Source organism: Lederbergia ruris (assembly GCF_018332955.1).
Lineage (GTDB): Bacteria > Bacillota > Bacilli > Bacillales > Bacillaceae_C > Lederbergia > Lederbergia ruris.
Genome location: NZ_BORB01000009.1, coordinates 114,829 through 135,268, shown reverse-complemented (window position 1 = coordinate 135,268; position 20,440 = coordinate 114,829). Strand labels below are relative to the sequence as shown.

General features: G+C 37.9%; 15 protein-coding genes. 10 read left to right on the top strand and 5 right to left on the bottom strand.

All coding sequences use genetic code 11. The features are described from left to right. Window positions 1-264: 264 nt before the first annotated feature. The 4 genes from KI363_RS07195 (at window position 265) to KI363_RS07180 (ending at window position 6,215) form a co-directional block, all read left to right on the top strand. The gene (locus KI363_RS07195) at window positions 265-2,781 is read left to right on the top strand and encodes a hypothetical protein (protein ID WP_212965957.1); all 2,517 of its coding nucleotides are present in this window, start codon (window positions 265-267) and stop codon (window positions 2,779-2,781) included. A 56-nt stretch (window positions 2,782-2,837) separates the two neighbouring features. Beyond that, a complete protein-coding gene (locus KI363_RS07190) occupies window positions 2,838-4,121 on the top strand; it encodes an ABC transporter substrate-binding protein (RefSeq protein WP_212965956.1) in 1,284 nt (427 codons plus the stop codon). Window positions 4,122-4,467: 346 nt separating this feature from the next. Beyond that, entirely contained in the window at window positions 4,468-5,400 is a 933-nt protein-coding gene (locus KI363_RS07185) for a carbohydrate ABC transporter permease (RefSeq protein WP_158321060.1), read from the top strand. Continuing rightward, window positions 5,397-6,215 carry a carbohydrate ABC transporter permease gene (locus KI363_RS07180; RefSeq protein ID WP_158321046.1) on the top strand — a complete coding sequence of 273 codons (819 nt, stop codon included), beginning with the start codon at window positions 5,397-5,399 and terminating at the stop codon, window positions 6,213-6,215. The genes KI363_RS07185 and KI363_RS07180 overlap by 4 nt, the downstream gene beginning before the upstream one ends. 353 nt (window positions 6,216-6,568) lie before the next feature. Here KI363_RS07180 and KI363_RS07175 read toward each other — a convergent pair whose 3' ends face one another. After that, on the bottom strand, window positions 6,569-7,549 hold the full coding sequence (locus tag KI363_RS07175; RefSeq protein ID WP_212965955.1) for a LacI family DNA-binding transcriptional regulator: 981 nt from the start codon (window positions 7,547-7,549) through the stop codon (window positions 6,569-6,571). Window positions 7,550-8,100: 551 nt separating this feature from the next. Here KI363_RS07175 and KI363_RS07170 point away from each other — a divergent pair. The 5 genes from KI363_RS07170 (at window position 8,101) to KI363_RS07150 (ending at window position 15,010) form a co-directional block, all read left to right on the top strand. Continuing rightward, window positions 8,101-9,351 (top strand): sugar ABC transporter substrate-binding protein, encoded by a 1,251-nt coding sequence (locus KI363_RS07170; RefSeq protein ID WP_246516797.1) that lies wholly within the window; start codon window positions 8,101-8,103, stop codon window positions 9,349-9,351. A 66-nt stretch (window positions 9,352-9,417) separates the two neighbouring features. After that, a complete protein-coding gene (locus KI363_RS07165; RefSeq protein ID WP_158321044.1) occupies window positions 9,418-10,305 on the top strand; it encodes a carbohydrate ABC transporter permease in 888 nt (295 codons plus the stop codon). An 11-nt stretch (window positions 10,306-10,316) separates the two neighbouring features. Beyond that, window positions 10,317-11,138 carry a carbohydrate ABC transporter permease gene (locus tag KI363_RS07160; RefSeq protein WP_158321043.1) on the top strand — a complete coding sequence of 274 codons (822 nt, stop codon included), beginning with the start codon at window positions 10,317-10,319 and terminating at the stop codon, window positions 11,136-11,138. A gap of 83 nt (window positions 11,139-11,221) precedes the next feature. Further along, window positions 11,222-13,369: a glycoside hydrolase family 3 N-terminal domain-containing protein gene (locus KI363_RS07155; protein WP_212965954.1), complete on the top strand. Its 2,148-nt coding sequence runs from the start codon at window positions 11,222-11,224 to the stop codon at window positions 13,367-13,369. A 387-nt stretch (window positions 13,370-13,756) separates the two neighbouring features. Next, the gene (locus tag KI363_RS07150) at window positions 13,757-15,010 is read left to right on the top strand and encodes an FAD-binding protein (RefSeq protein WP_212965953.1); all 1,254 of its coding nucleotides are present in this window, start codon (window positions 13,757-13,759) and stop codon (window positions 15,008-15,010) included. Between the two features lie 275 nt (window positions 15,011-15,285). Here the strand turns inward: KI363_RS07150 and KI363_RS07145 are convergent, their stop codons facing one another. Both KI363_RS07145 and KI363_RS07140 read right to left on the bottom strand, forming a co-directional pair. Further along, window positions 15,286-16,137 carry a type II CAAX endopeptidase family protein gene (locus KI363_RS07145; protein ID WP_212965952.1) on the bottom strand — a complete coding sequence of 284 codons (852 nt, stop codon included), beginning with the start codon at window positions 16,135-16,137 and terminating at the stop codon, window positions 15,286-15,288. 352 nt (window positions 16,138-16,489) lie between these two features. Continuing rightward, window positions 16,490-17,212, bottom strand: coding sequence for a MerR family transcriptional regulator (locus KI363_RS07140; protein WP_158321039.1), 723 nt, complete (start codon window positions 17,210-17,212; stop codon window positions 16,490-16,492). Window positions 17,213-17,300: 88 nt separating this feature from the next. Here KI363_RS07140 and KI363_RS07135 point away from each other — a divergent pair, with 88 nt between their 5' ends. Beyond that, window positions 17,301-18,002, top strand: coding sequence for a CPBP family intramembrane glutamic endopeptidase (locus KI363_RS07135; RefSeq protein WP_158321038.1), 702 nt, complete (start codon window positions 17,301-17,303; stop codon window positions 18,000-18,002). Between the two features lie 315 nt (window positions 18,003-18,317). Here KI363_RS07135 and KI363_RS07130 read toward each other — a convergent pair whose 3' ends face one another. Together KI363_RS07130 and KI363_RS07125 are read right to left on the bottom strand one after the other, a co-directional pair. Then, window positions 18,318-19,646 carry a GntT/GntP/DsdX family permease gene (locus KI363_RS07130; protein ID WP_212965951.1) on the bottom strand — a complete coding sequence of 443 codons (1,329 nt, stop codon included), beginning with the start codon at window positions 19,644-19,646 and terminating at the stop codon, window positions 18,318-18,320. 70 nt (window positions 19,647-19,716) lie between these two features. Next, a complete protein-coding gene (locus KI363_RS07125) occupies window positions 19,717-20,427 on the bottom strand; it encodes a GntR family transcriptional regulator (RefSeq protein ID WP_212965950.1) in 711 nt (236 codons plus the stop codon). Window positions 20,428-20,440: the final 13 nt, after the last annotated feature.

Sequence of the window (20,440 nt, the reverse complement as noted above, 5' to 3'; positions counted from 1 at the left end):
AAACATGTTTTTACCAATAAGAAGAGTTTGTAAAGTACGAATCATTTGGTCTTGAAACTTGATAAATTCGAGTAAATAAGTTAATAATTGAGGGTACAACTTGTCACTTCCTATTCTGGGATGTTGGTGGTCTGGTAACCTCAATTATCCTCAGAATTTAGGGGGTGGCAAGTTTTTTATTTATAAACCCTTTTAAGTCAAGGATGGATTAACTTTTTACTATAGATTTTTTGACAATACGGGTTACTAGAGAGAGGGAGATAAATGAATTATCTTATCTATCACTTACAATCAAATACCCCTGTAGATCGTTGGCTTGTAGCTGGAACCTTCGAACAAGAGAAGGAATTTGAAAAAATTACGATGGATTATTCGGGCGATTTAAACAAATGGTTAACGGAAGGTTTCTCCATATTTGAAAATCCAAGTCGGAAGGAATTTATAGATTTAGAAAATAAGGTGGAGAAAGAGAAAATAAAAACAGAGAAAATATACCTGGGCGAGTCACTCCAATATGGCTCTTCAACCAAGGAATGGCAGGTTTACTTTCCTTGGAAAAATAAAAAGGTAGAACGATCAGGTTTTTGGCAACAACCTACTCACTTAAAAGCCTGGGCTTTTACGAATATACACTCAAAGATAGCCCGGAAAGTCCCATTTGTTTTATCTACATGCGGAAGTGTTGTGCTTTGGATAAATGGAGAGAAAATACTACAGTTCTCTCCATATACAAGAAATGAGGAGAAAGAAATTCAATTTGAAGCCAATCTTCGGGAAGGAAATAACGAATTTATAATATTATTTGAGGATTTGGCCGAAAGAGATACACTCTTTTACTTTAGACTTGATTACTTTGGAAAAGACAATCTAGAAATGATTCTACCTGTAGGGAATATAAAACCAGAGTCTATAAAAGCATTAGAAGATTCTTTAGGAAATGCATATTTTGAATCCGATGTTATAAAAACTGGTGACGTGAAAATTCACTTTGAGAACCCACTTGAAAAAGAAATACACCTAAAATGTGCTTTAAAATCAGAGTGGTGGGGTGAAAAAAGAGAATTTAAAAAGGTCATAGCTCCCGGAGAAAAGAACGCTGTACTCGGGAAAGTTGAAGAAATGGGAATGGGAAATTCCCTTTTAACTATTTCAGTACAACATCAGAATGTCATTTTACACAAAGATATGTTTATTCAACTTTATCCGGAAAAGATGATTCCGACAGGTTCTAAAGATAGCCTTCTTTCTAGAAGGAACCAGACGCTCAATTTTATAGCTGAATTTGGAAAAAAAGATATGCATAGAGCATACGCGTTAGTAAAGACGGGCAGAGAGCTAGGTTTAGCCGAAACACTTGTAAGAGAAACATTAGATGATATAAATAGAAGGTTTGATTGCAGTGACTTTTATTTAAATCAATTATTTCGTTTTTGGATAGAATTTCGAGAAACAGATTTGTTTTATGAGGATTTTTGGATGAAGTGTAAGCAGGCGATTCTAAATTACCGTTATTGGTTTGATGAACCGGGAAATGACGTTATGTGGTTCTTTAGCGAAAATCATGCGTTATTGTTCCATACTTGTGAGTATTTAGCAGGTCAATTATTTCCAAATGAAATATTTCCAAATTCAGAAATAAGTGGTTTCGAGCATATGAAGAAAGCGAAGAGTAGGCTTTTTAAGTGGTTTGAAAAATTTAACGAAGAAGGATTAGCAGAGTGGAATTCTAGTGCTTATATCCCCATAAATGTTATGGGCTTTCTTCAAATATATGATTTGATAGAAGATATGGAATTAAAAAGGGCAGCAAAGAAAGCTCTAGACACAACATTTAGATTACTGGCAATAAATAGTTTTAACGGGTATCTATCCTGCTCTCAGGGCCGTATCTATGAGAAGGAACTTAAAGGAAACTATAATAATGCAACTACATCATTACTTTGGATGGCATATGGAGTTGGTAATTTAAATAATGCCACCTTTGCTACTACTTCTTTTAGTGTTTCGGAGTATAAACCACCTAATTACATGGATTTACTTAATTTAAAACCAGATGAAAACCTTCTATTTAGAAACAGCCAAGGTTCAAAGGGATTTGTTGATCTTTATACATTTAAAAATAATTACGGTTTATTATCAAGCGCTATTGAGTACCGTCCAGGTGTAAAAGGCTATTCAGAGCATGTTATTCATTCCATTCTTAGTCCGGAAGCAATGATTTGGATTAACCATCCGGGAGAAGAAGCAGAGTTAGGTACTGGCAGACCAAGCTTTTGGGCCGGAAATGGGAGATTACCAAAAGTAGATCAATACCAAGATATTGCTTTTGTTCATTTTAAGATAAATCAAGAAGATGAGATCCATTACACACATGCCTATTTCCCTATTGCCGCCTTTGACCAGATTGTAATAGATAATAATTGGTGTTTTGGGAGGATTGGAGACTCATTTGTAGCTCTTTATGCTAAAAATGGATTGGTATTACAGGAGGCGGGACAGTATAAAAATCGTGAGCTTATTTCATTAGGGAGAGACAACATCTGGATATTGCGTAATAGCCATATTCGTCAATTCCCGACTTTTGAACATTTTATTGAGAGTATGAAGAGAGCTGAAATGGAATTAAGCGAAGATCATATATTATTCCATGATCCGGTCCATGGAGTAGTGGAAAGCCCTTGGCAGGGGCCACTTAAAGCAAATGGAGAAATTAGATCTAATACGGATCAAGGGACGATGGGAGCGATAGAAAAATGGGTAATCAGCGATATGAAAATATAGTTTAAGAAGTTGGTTTTGGTGCCAAGATTCTCGTTGAAAAGAGGAGGAGAAAGAATATGAAACAATATTTTAAGCTATTCCCTTTATTAGCGTTGTCAATTGTACTAATACTGGTGGTTGCGGCTTGTTCCAACGATTCTAACAAGGAAAAAGCAAACAGTTCAAACAAAAAGGTAACCCTGGACTTCCTTTGGTTTACGGATGGTATAGAAGGAGACGTACTGAAAGATATTATTAAAGATTATCAAGCTTCTAATGAGAATGTTGAAATTAACTTAATTGAAGTAGCCTATGAAGATTTTAGTACAAAATTAAAAACTATGATTGCAGGAGGAAAACCACCTGCGCTAGCACGTATAACGGATACAGGGATATTTGCTGATCGAGCATTAGACCTTTCAGAGTATGTTGGAGATGTAGATGAATTTACATCACAGTTTTTACCTTCTATTAAACCTTACTATATTAAAGATGAAAAGATTATTGCAGCACCAATGGATGTTACTGCCAATGGCTTGATTTATAATAAAACTCTTTTTGATAAGGCTGGGGTTGAAGTGCCTGAAACGCCTGAAGATATTTGGACATGGGATGAATTTGCTACCGCTATTCAACAAGTGAAAGAAAAAGGCGGCGCAAAATACGGTTTATTAGTGGATTTTACTCCTCATCGATATTCAACGATGATCTATGAGTACGGAGGGAGTATTTTTAATCAAGATTTGTCTGCTCCTGCAATTAATGAAAAAGAAAGTGTAGCTGCTTTAGATAAATTTGTTCAACTTCACCAAGATGAAATTATTCCTGAGTCAGTTTGGTTAGGTGGCGAAAATCCAAATAACTTATTTCGTTCTGGAACAGCTGCCGCCCATTTAGCCGGTAATTGGATGTTAAGTAACTATCAAGATATTGGGGATTTCGAATGGGGTGTAACGTATCTTCCAAAAGGTGAGAATCGTTCTTCTGTCCCTGGAGGTAAATATATTATGGCCTTTGAAAATTCTGGAGTAGAAGAAGAAGCAGCTGAATTTGTAAAATATTTAGCCTCTCAAGAAGTCAATGCGAAATTTAACCAAGAATCACTATTTTTAAGTGCAAGACTAGATAACAATGAACTAGATTACGAATTTGGTAAGGAAATGTTTAAGGTATTTTCAAATGAATTAGAGAATACTCCAGAAGCTGCAGCAAATGACTGGGGAAATCAAGTTGTCATTTCTAAGGTTACGACTGATATTCGCGATGCGGTAGTGGAAGCGATAAGCGGAAATGTATCTGCACAAGAATCAATGGATAAAGTTGCGGAGAAGCTAAAAGAAGCGATTGAGGATTCTAAATAAGAAAAAATATAGAGGCTGGGACATAAGTAAAACAGCCAACTTTAGGAACGAACAATTTAATGAATTAGCAGAGGAAATATACGGAGACTCCTGTGGGAAATAAGGCATCGGTGAGACCCCGCAGTGCGAATGAGGATCAAAGGCTAATTACGCGCCGTCCTGGCGCAACGCCTTTGTGGCCTACACCCTGTAGGCCTGAGGAGGCTCACCAGCCGCCCACGGAAAGCGAAGTATATTTCCGGAGCTAGTACATGCTCAAACATCGTATTGTTCGGATCTACAGTTATTAAAAAACTTTTGTCCCTGCCTCTACCTATTAGAGAAAAATGAAGATGGGTAGGTGAATATGGTGGGTCCACATGTAAAAGAGCAGAATGCGCTAAAAACGACCAAACGATTCTCCTTGCGTAACGATAAAATAAAACGGCAATTAGCTCCATATTTATTTGTGCTTCCAAACTTTTTAATCTTTTTTATATTTATCGTGGTTCCGGCCTTTGTAGGCTTATTTTATTCATTCACAGACTTTGATGGCCTTTCAGATATCAATTTTATTGGCTTTGAAAATTATCAAAAGGCCTTCACGAGTTCGGAGTATTGGAAGATATTTGGAAATACATTTATATATGCACTTGCTGTAGTGCCTCTTATTTTTGTTTGTTCACTTGGGATTGCCAATTTATTAATTAAGGAAATTAGGGCGAAGGGATTCTTTCGCGCCATATTTTATTGGCCAACGATGATTTCAGCAATCATAGTAGGGCTTACTTGGAAGTGGATTTTCGGAGACAGCTTTGGGATTGTAAATTATCTATTAGAATCAATTGGATTAACACCTATTAAATGGTTATCGGATCCATTCTTTGCAAAAATATCAGTCATTATTGGGACTGTATGGGCTCGAATTGGCTTTTTTATGGTTATATTTATGGCGGGCTTGCAAAGTATACCAACTTCTTACTATGAAGCTGCGCAAATAGATGGTGCTTCAAGGTTTAAGATGTTTTGGAATATAACTGTCCCCCTATTAAAACCAACTAGCCTGCTAGTTTTGATCTTGTTGCTTATTGAATCATTTAAACAATACCCACTCGTACTTGCACTCACTGGAGGAGGACCAGCGAAAGAAACGACATTTTTGGTCCAATATATTTACGAGTATAGTTTTGAAAAAGGTGAGCTAGGTTATGCAAGCGCCATGTCAGTTATCTTGTTTTTCGTGATTGCGATCTTTACTATTATTCAATTTAAGTGGACGCGGGGAGGGAGAATCGAATGAGGAAGAAACCTAAGATATTAACATATATATTTTTAATCATTTTTGTTTGTATCTTTATTTTTCCGGTCATTTGGGTGATCTTATCTTCGATAAAGAACTCAACCGAACTTTACAGTTTACCTCCTAAATTTATTCCAGAACATCCAACCTTTGAAAACTTCATTACAGCTTTTGAACAAGGGAATTTTGGTAGATACTTTTGGAATAGCACAGTTGTGACCATAACAGCCACTCTTTTAACATTATTAATTAATACAATGGCAGGCTATGCACTTGCTAAGTACCGTTTCAAAGGAGATACATTTATATTAATTGGATTTATCTCAACCTTGATGATTCCTCTAGAGGTAATCATGACGCCAATTTTTACCGTAATAAGCAAGTTAGGGCTCTACAACACTTTGTGGGGGATTATTATTCCACCTGCTGCCACCCCGACAGGTGTGTTTCTCATTCGGCAGTATCTCTTAACCGTTCCTGATGATCTTCTTGAAGCGGCAAGAATTGACGGGGCAGGGGAGTGGAAAATCTTTTGGAGAATTATTGTTCCAATAGCAAAACCCGTTATTTCCGTTCTTGCCATTTTCTCGTTTATGTGGAGATGGGACGATTTTATTTGGCCATTAATTGTAATCAGTGACCCAGTTTATTACACGGTTCAATTGGCCTTATCGAATTTTATAGGTGAATATAACGTAGACTGGGGAAGCCTGCTAGCTATGTCTGTTGTAACCATGATTCCTGTTTTAATCGTATTTTTAATTTTCCAGAAGCAGTTTTTACAAGGAATGGCTACTTCAGGGATGAAGGATTGAAAATGATGAAAATGGGATATTGATAAGGTTAGTAGAAAGTATTAATTACAGTCGTACTAAAAATGCTGCACAATGGTTTTGTTCGGGAAAATGCAGGATATAGAGCACCTATTGCAAAGTAACGATGCGACCTTAAGATGCCCTAGCAGTTTTTGAAATACTGCTAGGGCCTTTGAACATTTCGAGATTATCATGTTTTCCGGGATTTCTTTTAGTATACTGCAGGACGTTAAACTTCCAAACGGAATATTCGTTAAAGAGAAGTTTAATTAGAAAATGCTAAAAAACTTATTTTTTCGCCTTAATGCCACTAGGGAAATTCGCAAGACTTCTACTCGAGTGTTTCTTGAATTTTAAAAAGAATCCAACGATCCCTCTCCTACCGAGTTTCCTTCAATTAAGCGTACGTTAATAAGATTTTCTTTTACAGGCTGATCATTGATCATATTCAACAATTGCTCGGCTGCTACTTTTCCCCAATGTTGTCGTGAATACCCAATGGTCGTTAATGTCGGTTGGATGTACTGGGAAAGTTCAATGTTATCGAAACCAATAATATGGATGTGTTCACCAATACGCAAATCCGTCTTGAGTAGATCATGATACATACCAATCGCCATTTCATCATTGAAACAAAAAACAGCAACAGGTTCTCTATATTCCCGAATGATTTGTTGTGCGGCTCGTCTCCCGCTTTCCTTACTAAAATTCCCACTAATTTCGGTGTAATCGACATGGAAATGGTGGCTTATCGCTTGTCTGACAGATTGTAGACGTTTTCTATTATCATAGTTGTCTTCCGGTCCCTTTACAATGTAAAGTTTGTGATGCCTTTTTTTAATCAAATATTCGATGGCTAATTTTGCCCCTTTTTGATTATCAAGGAGAACGGGATGGATGTTTGGATGCTCTAATTCTCGATCTAAAACGATCATTTTATGCCCTCTACTGGCATATTCCATTATTTTTTCGCTTGGAAAGGAAACGTCTAAGATGACAGCGCCATCGAACATTCGCTCAGGGATAAATCGATGCGATTTTTTACCGCTACATACTACCAATTCATAATTATTGGCATTTAGCGTTTCCTGCATTCCTCGGAGAATTTGGCCGAATATAGGGGCAGTGTAATCGTTAATAAAAGCCCCAATCACTTCCGTTTCCTTCTTTTTTAGATTCCGTCCCGCCGCATTGGGAATATAGTTTAGTTCGTTGGCGATCGCTAGAATTCTTGACCGAGTCTTTTCGGAGACTCTTGTATTTCCGTTTAGAGCATAGGATACCGTTGAAATAGAAACTCCCGCTTTTTGCGCTATATCTTTAATGTTCACCATGAAATTGACTCTCCTTAGTATGCTAAAGCAACATGTATTTAAATTATATACAGATTTGTTTAGTTTTTACAATGATTGTAGAAACGTTTCGTATATTTATCTTAAAATCTTTAAAGAAATAGTTCTTCATAAACCAATTATAATCAAAAATACTATAAATGCCTACTAATTTTATAGAAACGTTTCGGTGTTTTTAAGAATGTTAAGTTTTAAAAAGGATTTGAAATCACTTTCAATATGTTTTATAATCATTTGTAGAAACGTTTCAGCAGATTTTCACAAAAAGGAGGCTGAAAATTACGCAAATAGAAACCGCTGTAATTCAGAGAGCGAGTTCGGTACTTGTCACATAATAGCATCTATGATTCTACCGATGTATTCTAGTAGTCCTTTCATTTTGGCTAAATATGGTACTGTCCTTGGCATTTACCGGCTCTTTTGCTAACTGCTCATTATTACAAATTAAGAAATGTAAATTACCTACAGTAGATTGTGACAAAACATGAAGGATGTACTTTTTATAATATGCGAAAAAAAGAGGTGTAATAAAGTTGAAAAAGATTAATATCAAGATATTAACAATGATGATGTTGTGTGCGGTGCTAGTTCTTGGAGCCTGCGGCGGAAGCTCTGATAAAGAATCAGGTGGAAAATCGGGAGATAAATCTAGTAAAACTTTAAAAGTATGGCAAATGGGTGATTCTGGATGGAAAGAAATAATCAAGCCGTACGAAGAGGAAACAGGTGTTAAGGTTGATATACAAGGGATCCCGTGGGATCAAGGCCATGATAAGTTGTTGACTGCGGTTGCTTCAGGAAAAGGGCCTGATATCATCCTCATGGGGACGACGTGGATGCAGGAATTTGTCAAGGCCGGTACGTTCGTTGATTTAACAGACTACATTGATCAATATCCTAATCTAGCTCCGGATGACTTTTATGATGGGGCACTAGAGACAAGCGTATTCGATGGAAAGACGTATGGTATTCCTTGGCATGTTGATACGCGAGTCCTATTCTATCGCAAAGACCTATTGGGCGATGTTGGTTACCCTGATGGTCCAAAAACATGGGACGATTTGGAGGATGCTTCGAAGAAACTTGTGGCAAGTGGGGATGGAAAATATGCAATTGATTTATCTATAGACGATGAAAACTATGTCTACTCTTTCGCTTGGCAACAAGGATGGGAGTATGAACCTGAATTAGGTGCAGATAATTTTACAAAACCAGAATTCAAAAAAATGATGGAACTTTATAAAACGTTCTATGACAATAAGTATTCTCAAATCGGAGAAGGGAAGGATATGGTCCAAGCCTTTGAAGATGGAACAAAACCAATGTTCTTTAGCGGACCTTGGGACATCAAAACGGTTAAAGAAGGAGCGCCAGATCTTGATGGAAAATGGGATGTTCACTTGATGCCAGATGGCGGTACGGATCGTTCGATGATTGGTGGCTCACAAATAACCATTTTTAAAAACTCGGATAACGTCGATCAAGCACTCGATTTTATCAACTGGTTGTCAGATCCAGAAACTCAACTTGAATGGTATAAAGTGAAAAATGAATTACCTTCTAGAAAAGAAGCTTGGGAAGATCCGATTTTAGCTGATGATCCAATGATTTCTACTTTTGGTGAACAATTGGAGTCTGTTGAAGCACCACCTATCATGAATGGTAGTGATAAAATTGCACAAGAAATTAGGAAAATGATGGAGAAAGTTGCCCGGGGTGGAGAAGATATCGATAAAGCACTGAATGAATTTCATCAAAAAGCTGCAAAGATTATCAAAGATTAATAGGGAACTAGGGCGCACACACCGTGACGCCCTAGTTGAATAACGCTATACGAGGAGGGGGACAAGATGAATAATCTAAAAATGAAGATGATACCTTTCTTTTTTATTATGCCAGCTGTCCTATTATTGATTGTTTTTTCCTTTTTACCCATTCTAGTTGCTGCAGGAATTAGTTTTACTGACATGGATTTACTTGGACTCGCTGATTGGTCACAAATAAATTTTACTGGTTTTGAAAACTATATAGAGCTTTTTAAAGACGAGGAATTTCGGCAGGCCATTTATAATACTTTCTTTTATGTGATCATTGGAGTGCCGCTAGCGGTTGGCAGTTCGTTTATTATTGCTTTTCTTTTAAATTTTGTTAGTAATTGGTTATCATCGTTTTTCCGAGTTGTGTTTTACATGCCGTCAGTCACTAACATTGTTGCCATTGCTGTGATCTGGGGATTTCTATATAACAATGAATACGGTTTGTTTAACTACCTTCTATCACTTTTTGATATTGGAGCGGTTCCATGGTTAGAGAGCACCTCAATTGCCAAACTATCACTCATTTTGCTAGCGGTTTGGAAAAGTAATGGGGTAAGCATGCTGATCTTTTTAGCGGCATTACAGTCCATACCAAAAATGTATTACGAAGCAGCAGAAATTGATGGAGCGAACAGATGGCAGAAGTTAACGAAAATCACGATTCCCTCCGTGAGTTTTGCTACCTTTTTTGTTGTAGTGACCACAATGATCGGCTGGTTCCAATTCTTTGAGGAGCCCTTTGTTATGACGCAGGGAGGACCACTCAATAGTACCAATTCTATGGCTCTATTCGTCTATCAAGAAGGTTTTCAATATAACGAATTTGGATACGGGGCTGCAGCATCATTCGTGCTATTTGCGATTATCATTGTAGTAACAATTGTTCAATTTAAAATTAGAAAAATAGAACAAAACGGGTGAGGTGACGATTCATGCAGTTGAAAAATAATTTTGAGAAGGCATTGGTTACAATTGTTCTTTTCGTTGGTAGTGCCCTTGTTGCATTGCCGTTTATTTGGATGATACTCAGTTCCTTTAAAAATAGTAATGAGGTACTGAGAATTCCACCAACTATTCTTCCAGAAAGCCCAACAATACAAAACTTTATTGAACTTTTCCAGAATCTTAATTTCGATGTTTACTTAATGAACACATTAATTATTGTTTTCTGGTCCATGTTTGGTTTGCTACTAAACACAATGGCGGGGTATGGATTTGGGAAATTTCAGTTTCGCGGCAAAGAAATATGGTTCATTATCGTGCTCATCACCATGATGTTACCGGGACAGATTACGATGATCCCAACCTACTTAATTCTTAACGAAATGGGATTAACGAACACGATGAGCGGAATTGTGTTGCCAGGACTGATTGCCGCGTTTAATATTTTTCTGATTAGGCAATTTATGACCACGATTCCGGATGATTTGATTGAAGCGGCGCGATTGGATGGAGCTGGTGAATTTTACATTTTCTTACGATTAATTATTCCTTTGTCTAAGCCAATTCTTGCGGTGCAAGTGATCCTAACCTTTATTGGCGCATGGAATAGTTTCCTATGGCCTTTGATTATCGCCAATGATGAATCTTTATATACCTTATCTGTTGGTTTATCACTCCTGCAAGATCAACATACAACGAATTATGGTTTACAGATGGCCGGTTCAGCAATCATGGTTATTCCTATTTTAATTGTTTTTACCGTATTCCAGAAACATATCATCGAAGGATTCAATGTATCGGGAATAAAATAATGGTATTACAGGTTCGTCTATAACCTTTATTATTCACTCTTAAAACATAAAAAAACTAACATAAATATACCAGGAGAGATAATATGGAACAACAGAAATTAGAACAACTTTTATCAAATATGACGATCGAAGAAAAAGTTGGCCAGCTTATGCAGTTTGCGGGACATTTTTACGCAACAAATGAAAATAGGGATCCGGTGACAGGACCTGAGGATTTGCAAGTCAGTTCCATATCAGTCAATCGCAGCGGATCTGTCCTTGGCAGTGCGGGGGCGGAAAGAAACAGAGAGATTCAGGAACGTTATTTAGAACAAAGTAGATTAAAAATTCCACTACTATTTATGGCGGATGTGATTAATGGATTTCGCACCATATTCCCTATTCCATTAGGGCTCGGATCTTCATGGGATCCTAAGCTTGTTGAGGAGGCCCAAGCGATTAGTGCAAAAGAGGCGTCCAGTGCAGGCGTACATGTGACATTTGCGCCGATGGTTGATCTAGTGAGGGATCCAAGATGGGGACGTGTGATGGAGTCGACAGGAGAAGATTCATTTCTTAATGAGGAATTTGCTAAGGCAAGTGTTCGCGGGTTTCAGGGGGATAACTTGGAGACTGACTTAAATAGGGTAGCCGCTTGTGTGAAACATTTTGTTGGATATGGCGCTGTGGAAGGTGGACGTGACTATAATAAGGTGGACTTATCCGAACGTGAATTAAGAGAAAATTATCTCCCGGCTTTTCAAGCAGCATTATCCGCGGGTTGTGAGTTAGTCATGACCGCATTTAATACAGTGGATTCCATTCCAGCATCTGGTAATCAAAAATTGATGAGAGAAATTTTACGAAAAGAATTTGATTTTAATGGGGTACTCATTTCCGATTACGGAGCTGTCGAGGAACTTATTCCACATGGAGTAGCAGCTGATGGGAAAGAGGCGGCTAAAAAGGCTCTTTTAGCAGGTGTGGATATTGAGATGATGAGCTTATGTTACGAAAATCATCTAAAAGAACTCATTGAGGAAGGCGAAGTTCCTGAGGACTTGCTTGATGAAGCCGTTATGCGAATCCTACAATTAAAGAATAAATTAGGGCTGTTTGAAAATCCGTACAGAAATGCTAGTGCCCGGAATCAAGAAAAAAATATAAATTGCCCGGAACATAGAAAAGTTGCACGAAAAGCAGCGGAAAAAAGCTGTGTGTTATTAAAAAATGAAGATGTTCTGCCACTTAGCAATGAAAAAATTGCTCTTATAGGGCCGTATGCACATAATCGAGATATTCTCGGAGAATGGTCTATTTTTGGTAAGCAAGAAGAAGCTGTCACTTTAAAGGAAGGGATCGCACAGCATACCTCAAACTATGTATACGCGTTAGGTTGTCCTATGTATGAAAGATCGGAAGAGGCTCTTTCTGAAGCTATAAAAGCAGCTAAAGATTCCACTCATATTATTCTAGCCCTAGGAGAAGGAAGGGATTGGAGTGGTGAAGGTAGGAGTCGAACAAGTATTACACTGGCTGAAAACCAGTTGGAGCTATTAAGAGAACTAAAGAAGATTGGAAAACCTATTATTGTCGTATTATTTAATGGACGCCCACTGGAGCTGACGGAGGTAGAAGGATTAGCAGATGGAATACTTGAAGCTTGGCATCCTGGATCAGAGGGGGGCGCAGCGATTGCGAATTTATTATTTGGAAAAGCAAATCCTTCTGGTAAATTAACGATGTCTTTCCCACGGACAACAGGTCAAATTCCTGTGTATTATAATGCCTATAATACAGGTCGTCCGTTGCCAAAGGGGAGCACGGGACGATTCTTTTCTAGATATATTGATGCCCCCAATGAACCATTGTACCCCTTTGGATTTGGATTAAGTTATGCCAACTTTCAATATGAATCACTACAATTATCATCCAATGAACTGGCAGCTAATGGAACGATTGATGTCCAAGTTCTCGTGAAAAACCAAAGTGATTATTCAGGGGAAGAAGTTGTCCAACTGTATATTCGTGATATGGTAGGGGAAGTCGTACGTCCAGTAAAAGAACTAAAAGCTTTTCAAAAAGTATTCATCCCAGCCAATGAAACCAAACAGGTTCATTTTTCCATTACGGAAGAGATGCTTCGCTATCATCATGCAAACCTAGAATATAAAAGTGATGCTGGAGAATTTATGGTATTTGTTGGAACGAATAGTGCGGATGTGTTAAGTCAGTCGTTTGATCTGAAATAGGCTTTTTCTTAAGAATCCGATTAAGAGATTAGTTGTAGGTGGTAGATTCCCTCAAGTTGTGTTGGATGGAATCTGCCATTTTTAATGGTGATTATAAGCTTTTAAACATAACCATTCTCACTTCCTGCTTGGTTGATGGCCACGTTGTGTCCCAATTATCTGCCTTTTGCTCCTTGAATTCCCTTATTAAACTTACGATGGCTCCAGCAATCGCCTCTTGTCATTTCTATAAAAACGAAAATTAATCAGGCTTAATCCAATTTAGGAGTAGGCCTTTTTTCGTGTTCGTGTAAAGTTCCTCATAAGTGTGCGCGGTGGAATCCTCGTAAGGTATTCGCTTTCATGATAGTATAATAGAATTAAATTCATTTCGAAGGAGTTGATATCGTGAAACAACAAAAAAATTGGGCTGGAAATCTTATATATCAAGCAAAACATTGGTATGAACCAAGAAACGTAGAAGAAATCCAACAAATTGTTAAAGAAGCCACTCATGTACGAGTGGTAGGCTCTCGTCATTCTTTTAATGATATTGCAGATTCTGATGATACCATTCTCTCTTTAGGGAATTTAAATCGTGTACTAGACTTTAATCAAGAGAAGCAAACTGTCACGATCGAAGGTGGCTTGAGGTATGGGGAGTTAAGTTCATTTCTTGAGGAGCGCGGTTTTGCTTTACCTAATTTAGCTTCTTTACCGCATATTTCGGTTGCAGGTGCCTGTGCGACAGCGACACACGGATCTGGTGATCACAATCAGTGTTTGTCTAGTAGTGTGAGAGCGATGAAGGTTGTCATCGCAAATGGAGAGATAGTAGAGTTTTCTCAAGACAAGAACAGAGAAGAGTGGCAAGGGGCGGCCGTTCATTTGGGGGCATTAGGTGTCATTATTGAGTTGACATTAGCGGTAATCCCTAGTTATCAAGTGAGTCAATATGTATATGAACATCTACCATTTGTACAATTAGCAGGGCATTTAGATGAAATCTTCTCAAGTGCTTACAGTGTTAGTTTGTTTACAGATTGGAAGCAAAGTGTCATTAACCAAGTGTGGTTGAAGCAATTATCAGATGACAAAACATCCGTAAGGTCAGAGCTATACGGTGCATTACCAGCAAAAGCCAATGCACATCCTATTCAAGGAATTGAGAGCATGAACTGTACCGAACAAATGGGAGTAGATGGTCCTTGGTTTGATCGCTTGCCCCACTTTCGTCTTGATTTTATGCCAAGCAGTGGAAGTGAGTTGCAATCGGAGTATCTGATTCCACGACAATATGCCATGGAGTCATTGCAGGTCATTCGAGAGATGCGTGCCCTGATATCACCTTTACTCCATGTGAATGAAATTCGCAGTGTGGCGAAGGATGACTTTTGGTTGAGCCCAAGTTATCAACAAGATGTCATTGGTATTCATTTTACTTGGAAAGATAATTGGCAAGCTGTTCAACAAGTTCTCCCGCAAATTGAAGCAGCACTAGAGCCTTTTCAGGCACGTCCGCACTGGGGGAAAGTATTCACGATGCCGAAGGAAAGGGTACAATCTTTTTATGAAAGATTACCGGAATTCAGACAATTATTAGTTGAACATGATTCGGCAGGAAAGTTTCGTAATGCATTTATAAACCATTATATCTTCTAGAGGCTGGATGGCTGGCATATGCCAATGAAGTAAGGTAAATCTAATATACTCTCGCACTAGTAGAAAACAAAGAATGCCTGTTCAATAGTTTGTAGACGAAAAAAGATAATCCGCCCATAAGCCCCCAAGCAATTGAGCGGATTATTTTTGCAAAATTGCTGCTACCTGTTTTTGTTCCACAATCAAGAGATAGTTGAAGTCAATGCTTCCGCAAATTAAACATTTTTAAACTTTAATGTAAATTTATTACTGGAAACATATGATTATTTTCGTTTTTATAACTTATTTTTTCTTTTATCAATGAATAATAAAACTGACAACACGACCACACTAAATACCACTATAAACAGAAATGACAAGTATAGCGTCATGAATCCTCCGAATGTCTCATCAAACTCTAAAAGAGCGACATCTGGGTCATACATGCCACCCATGGAAATATATCTAGCCACTTCAAGATAAACAATATGGAAGATAATATTCATCCATAGTGTTCCTGTATACTTTTTATATAGCTGTAGAGCAATTCCAAAAGTGAAGAGCAGTATAAAATAATCAAGAGTTATTGCAAATGGCTCATTAAAGAATATTGACGTCAATGCCATCACTGTAATCGGCACACAGATGAAGATTAACGGTTGCAAAATCAGCGAGATGATGAAGCGAAATTTCTTATGCAACTCTTCAAATATTAGTCCACGGATAAAGACTTCTTCTGGAAATGCCTCATACATAAATGCTGTTATTGCATTGATTAAAATGGAAATTATAACACTTGTTGACAAGTTCAGGCTAACATTTTCAATGCCACCAAATAAATAAGCTGTTAAAATTCCTGATATGAGTAAAATAAAAGGCAACGCAATTCCGACGATCAACTTTGATAGTGAATTTACACCCTTCAAGCCAATATTTTCAAACACGTATGGATTTTTCCTATTAAGTATATAAAGTACAAACAGCGTTAACCCGGTAAAAATCACTCCTTGTAAAAGCATGCCTATTTGTCGATCCATACCTTGAGTTTCTATCAAATATCGTCCGACATTCCCCGATACAAAGAGAAATAATGATACGAGTACAAAGTAGAAAAGCAACCGACTAAAACTAAATTTCGGCGAATCCAATTGAATGCTCCTTTCTTTTTGAATGTGGTATTGATATATATTACGCATCAACCAAATCTATAGTTTCGATTTTTCCATAATTTTCCATATAAAACATTGCAATTATATAAAAAATAAAATAATAATGGAGTTATATCTATTCGGTTCTATTTAAGTGCGTGTTCAAAAAGGAGGATAAAAAAGGACCCGTCGGCGACTACGCTGACGTCAATCGATAACGCCGAGCACATCCTGTGCGTCGAAAGTTCGAGGCGGCGCAGCCTTCGAGCACAAGGAAAGCTTCCCCGAATCCGCATCGCACGAAGGAAAAGTGGTTATAAGATGCTATGCACCGACCATGTATGAACTGTGCTTAGGTTGTGACATAAGCGATACAACGTTCCACAAACTCCAGTACATCTTCCGAAATCGGATATAGCCCTGTTTCCTCGGCAGGTAGCTTTCTGACCTCCCAGAATTTCTCTTCCAATTTTGTGTCTCCTTGAAAATGATCATTTGATATTTCGATTAACTCAGACGCAATTTGAAAACCTTCGTCTGATTCTGGCTTAATATTGTGTTTTATACACCATTCAATTCGTCGTAACAATGAAATATATTGTTGTGTTGTCTTATCATTGTGACTGAGGTTTGGAATGGTCTTTTGTAAGAAGGCCTTTTCATCTTCTTGAAAATAGTCAATCCATTTTTTTGAGTTAGGGGAATTTTGAACAAGTTCGGAGACACGTTCCCAAGACAATGATTCATCCAAATCAATCATATTAATTAATGAAGCCGTATTAGAAATACTTGTTTGTAGTTTCGAAAGTTGTTCTTGCAGGTAATTGAAGTGGGAAATTAGGATTTGCTTATAGGATAGTTTGTCTAATATATCGCGAATATTTTCCAATGGAAGCGAAAGGGATTTTAGAATAAGTATTTTTTCTAATTGAAATAAGTCCTCTTCCGAATAATATCGCTTTCCGTTTTCATCCCTAAAACTTGGCGTAAGGAGATGAATTTGGTCATAATAGCGAAGTGTGCGAATGGATATATTTCGCTGTTTAGACACTTCCCCAGTCGTCCATCGTTTCATTTCAGTTCCCTCCTGAAAAAAGCTTGCAGGTGACGTTACGTCATCTAATATATTTGGATTATACCATATATAGGAAGAGGGATGACGAATGGAAATGAAGCAAAACTGGAAAGAACAAGACCGTTGGGGTATGAAAGAATTCATATTATTAATGTTGCTTGAATTTGTCATTGTCATTGGGTGTATTAAATTCGTTGTTCACCCAATGTATTCTCGCTGGCTTGATCATGACTTATATGCCGGGACATTAATGGGATTCACAATCGCAGTTGTTCTCGTTTTGGGCGTTTATTTTATTGCTCTTCGTCCCCAAAAACTTTCTTGGAGTGAAGTGGGGATCAAAACATTCGCTGTGAAGGATTGGAAAATCATTGTTCTATTTTCTCTAATCTTTATGATCGGTGCCGTGATCATTATGGTACTAACTAGTTTTATCGGAAATACGTGGGAGAACAGCAAAACCGAGGCAATGCGGCAAAACATAACTTTTTTTACGGTTCTCATTGCCTTTATCTCCGCCGCAGTGATCTCACCAATCTACGAAGAAATTTTTTATCGCGGATTTATATATCGCTGGTTACGTACACGCGTAGGCTTTATTGGAGCGATTACACTTAGCTCGGCCATCTTTACAATAATTCATATACCAACATATAATGCCATGCCCGTTAATTTCTTTGGTGGTATCCTTTTAGCTTTAGCATATGAACGAACCAACTCGATTTGGCCATCGATTTTGATCCACGGTATCACGAATGGAATTATGGTTTTATTGACAAGTTTGGGATAAAGATTATGAGTAGCCGAAGCGTATAATGCCAACAAATAAATTCAAGAGCGGAGGAGGGCTGCTAATTGATGTGCACCCCAAAAGTTAGACCAACCAATTCTAACTCTTGGGGTGCACATCATTAGTTTGGTCCTTTCTATTTTGATGATTAAGTCCGTATGTGCCATAAGTGTGTTTCAAGGAAGTTATTGGACCCAGAATGGTAAACGATAAAAGAAAAAGAGTGAGATGGAACACGTTCTATTTCACTCTTTTTCTTGATTTAGGACAAGTTATCTCAGCCTATTTTTCATGTTCTGTAAACTATACGCTTTTTTAAATAAAGATATTCAAAATTAGTACTAATCCAAATGCAACAAAGGCAAGGATGGTTTCCATCACTGTCCATGTTTTGAATGTTTCCTTGACCGTTAACCCCATGTATTCCTTGACAAGCCAGAAGCCAGCATCATTGACATGCGATAACATTAAAGAACCCGCTCCTGTTGCAATAACAAGTAATTCTAAATTCACACCTGTCATATTTGCCACAACTGGAGAGACAATTCCGGCTGCTGTTGTCAATGCCACGGTTGCTGAACCAGTTGCAACTCGGATTAAGCCTGCAACTAAGAATGCAAGGACGATAGGGGATAAGGAAATTTGTTCAGACATCGTGGCGATGGCCGTACCGACACCGCTGTCAATGAGAATTTGCTTAAATCCACCGCCAGCGCCGATGATCAGGATGATCGAAGCCAATGGCAACAGGCACTCGTCGGTTAATTTTTTGATTAACGTTTTATCCATTCCCTGACGGAATCCTAAGAAATAGTAAGCTGCAAAACATGAAATTAATAAGGCAATAACAGGACTTCCAATAAACATGAGGATTTTCTCAACAAGCCCTGGTAACGGAATATAGGGTGCAAGGACAGTGAAAGCCATTAAGATAACAGGTAATAAAATGATCAAGAATGAAACTCCTGTGCTTGGTAAAGCTTTGGCTGCCTTTGCCTCCACGCGAATGAGTTCTGGCTCATTCGCCGGAATCACCCGTTTATGAATCCATTTTGAGAATATAGGTCCTGCAATGACTGCTGTTGGAAAAGCAATGATTAAGGAGTAAAGCAGAACACGTCCCATATTTGCGTCATAAATGCCAATCGCTGTCATCGCACCTGGATGAGGAGGGACTAATCCATGTACAATCGATAGACCGGCTAGCACTGGAATTCCGATTAATAAGATGTTTTGCTTGGTTGTTTTCCGAATGGAAATCACTAAAGGAAGTAAGATTACCAACCCAACCTCAAAGAATACAGGAATCCCGATAATAAACCCGGACAGCAGCATCGCCCATGGAAGCTTATTTTTACCAAACTTTTTGATAAAGAAGTCCGCTACCTGCATGCCTGCGCCGGAATCAGACATCATCTTTCCTAAGATCGTTCCCAATGCTAATATCCCGATAAGATGTCCGAGTACATCGCCAACACCTTTTTCATAAGCGCCGACGATCTCGTCCATTTGTAGTCCGGAAAACACCGCTAAAAATAAGCTAGCGACAGTTAAACTTATAAATGCATGCCATTTCCACCATGACACTCCTAAAATCACAATGACAATGGAGATGATTGTAATCCCGAGTAGATATAGATCCATGTTATTTTCTCCCCTCTAACGGAACCGTTTGCACGTTCGTGAGTAAATATCTTTGCTGTAAAATATTGCTTCATTCATAGGTGACAATGTAGTTTTGTTTGGTTGTGTTATAATATCCTTCACTATATTCCAATACATTTCCCTCTTCATTACAGGAGTGGCGAATTCTTTTTAAGATCGCTGTATTTTCTTCTATTTTTAACGTTTCACAAATATGTTTAGGTGCCGATGAAACCGTGAACTCATCCCGAAATGACTCCAGGCGAATATTATTTTCCTCCAAAAAACGGTACAAAGAATTAATCTGAGTATCTTTTAATTCCTCTTCTGTGAGGTCAAGTAAAATATAGTGTGTGAAGTAAATATAGGGTTCATGATCCAATCGGTAAATCCGGTCAATTTGTAGGCATTGTTCCCCAAATAAAGAATAGAGTAGCGTTTCCGGAGACAATGTAACCTTTTTCAAGCTTATAATCTCTTTTGTAATGTTGTGACCTTCTTCTACTAAAATTTCAGTAAAACGCTTGCCCTTTGAAAGTTTTGCATTCGAAACATTGGCAATCACTTTCGTCCCTTTACCACTTTTTTTCTCAAGATAGCCTTCTTGTACAAGTTCATTAATGGCATTTCTTATAGTAATTTTGCTTACATTAAATTCTTTTTCTAATTGAGGTTCGGAGGGAATGTTTTTGTTAATCGCGTACACACCATGTAGGATACGATCCTTCAAAATCTCCTTAATTTGTAAATACAACGGCCCTTTTTTTCTATTAACATTCATTCCCAATCTCCTA

Coding starts and splice junctions, on each gene's coding strand:
- KI363_RS07195 (WP_212965957.1), top strand. CDS start 265: ATGAATTATCTTATCTATCACTTACAATCAAATACCCCTGTAGATCGT.
- KI363_RS07190 (WP_212965956.1), top strand. CDS start 2,838: ATGAAACAATATTTTAAGCTATTCCCTTTATTAGCGTTGTCAATTGTA.
- KI363_RS07185 (WP_158321060.1), top strand. CDS start 4,468: ATGGTGGGTCCACATGTAAAAGAGCAGAATGCGCTAAAAACGACCAAA.
- KI363_RS07180 (WP_158321046.1), top strand. CDS start 5,397: ATGAGGAAGAAACCTAAGATATTAACATATATATTTTTAATCATTTTT.
- KI363_RS07175 (WP_212965955.1), bottom strand. CDS start 7,549: ATGGTGAACATTAAAGATATAGCGCAAAAAGCGGGAGTTTCTATTTCA.
- KI363_RS07165 (WP_158321044.1), top strand. CDS start 9,418: ATGAATAATCTAAAAATGAAGATGATACCTTTCTTTTTTATTATGCCA.
- KI363_RS07160 (WP_158321043.1), top strand. CDS start 10,317: ATGCAGTTGAAAAATAATTTTGAGAAGGCATTGGTTACAATTGTTCTT.
- KI363_RS07155 (WP_212965954.1), top strand. CDS start 11,222: ATGGAACAACAGAAATTAGAACAACTTTTATCAAATATGACGATCGAA.
- KI363_RS07140 (WP_158321039.1), bottom strand. CDS start 17,212: ATGAAACGATGGACGACTGGGGAAGTGTCTAAACAGCGAAATATATCC.
- KI363_RS07135 (WP_158321038.1), top strand. CDS start 17,301: ATGGAAATGAAGCAAAACTGGAAAGAACAAGACCGTTGGGGTATGAAA.
- KI363_RS07130 (WP_212965951.1), bottom strand. CDS start 19,646: ATGGATCTATATCTACTCGGGATTACAATCATCTCCATTGTCATTGTG.
- KI363_RS07125 (WP_212965950.1), bottom strand. CDS start 20,427: ATGAATGTTAATAGAAAAAAAGGGCCGTTGTATTTACAAATTAAGGAG.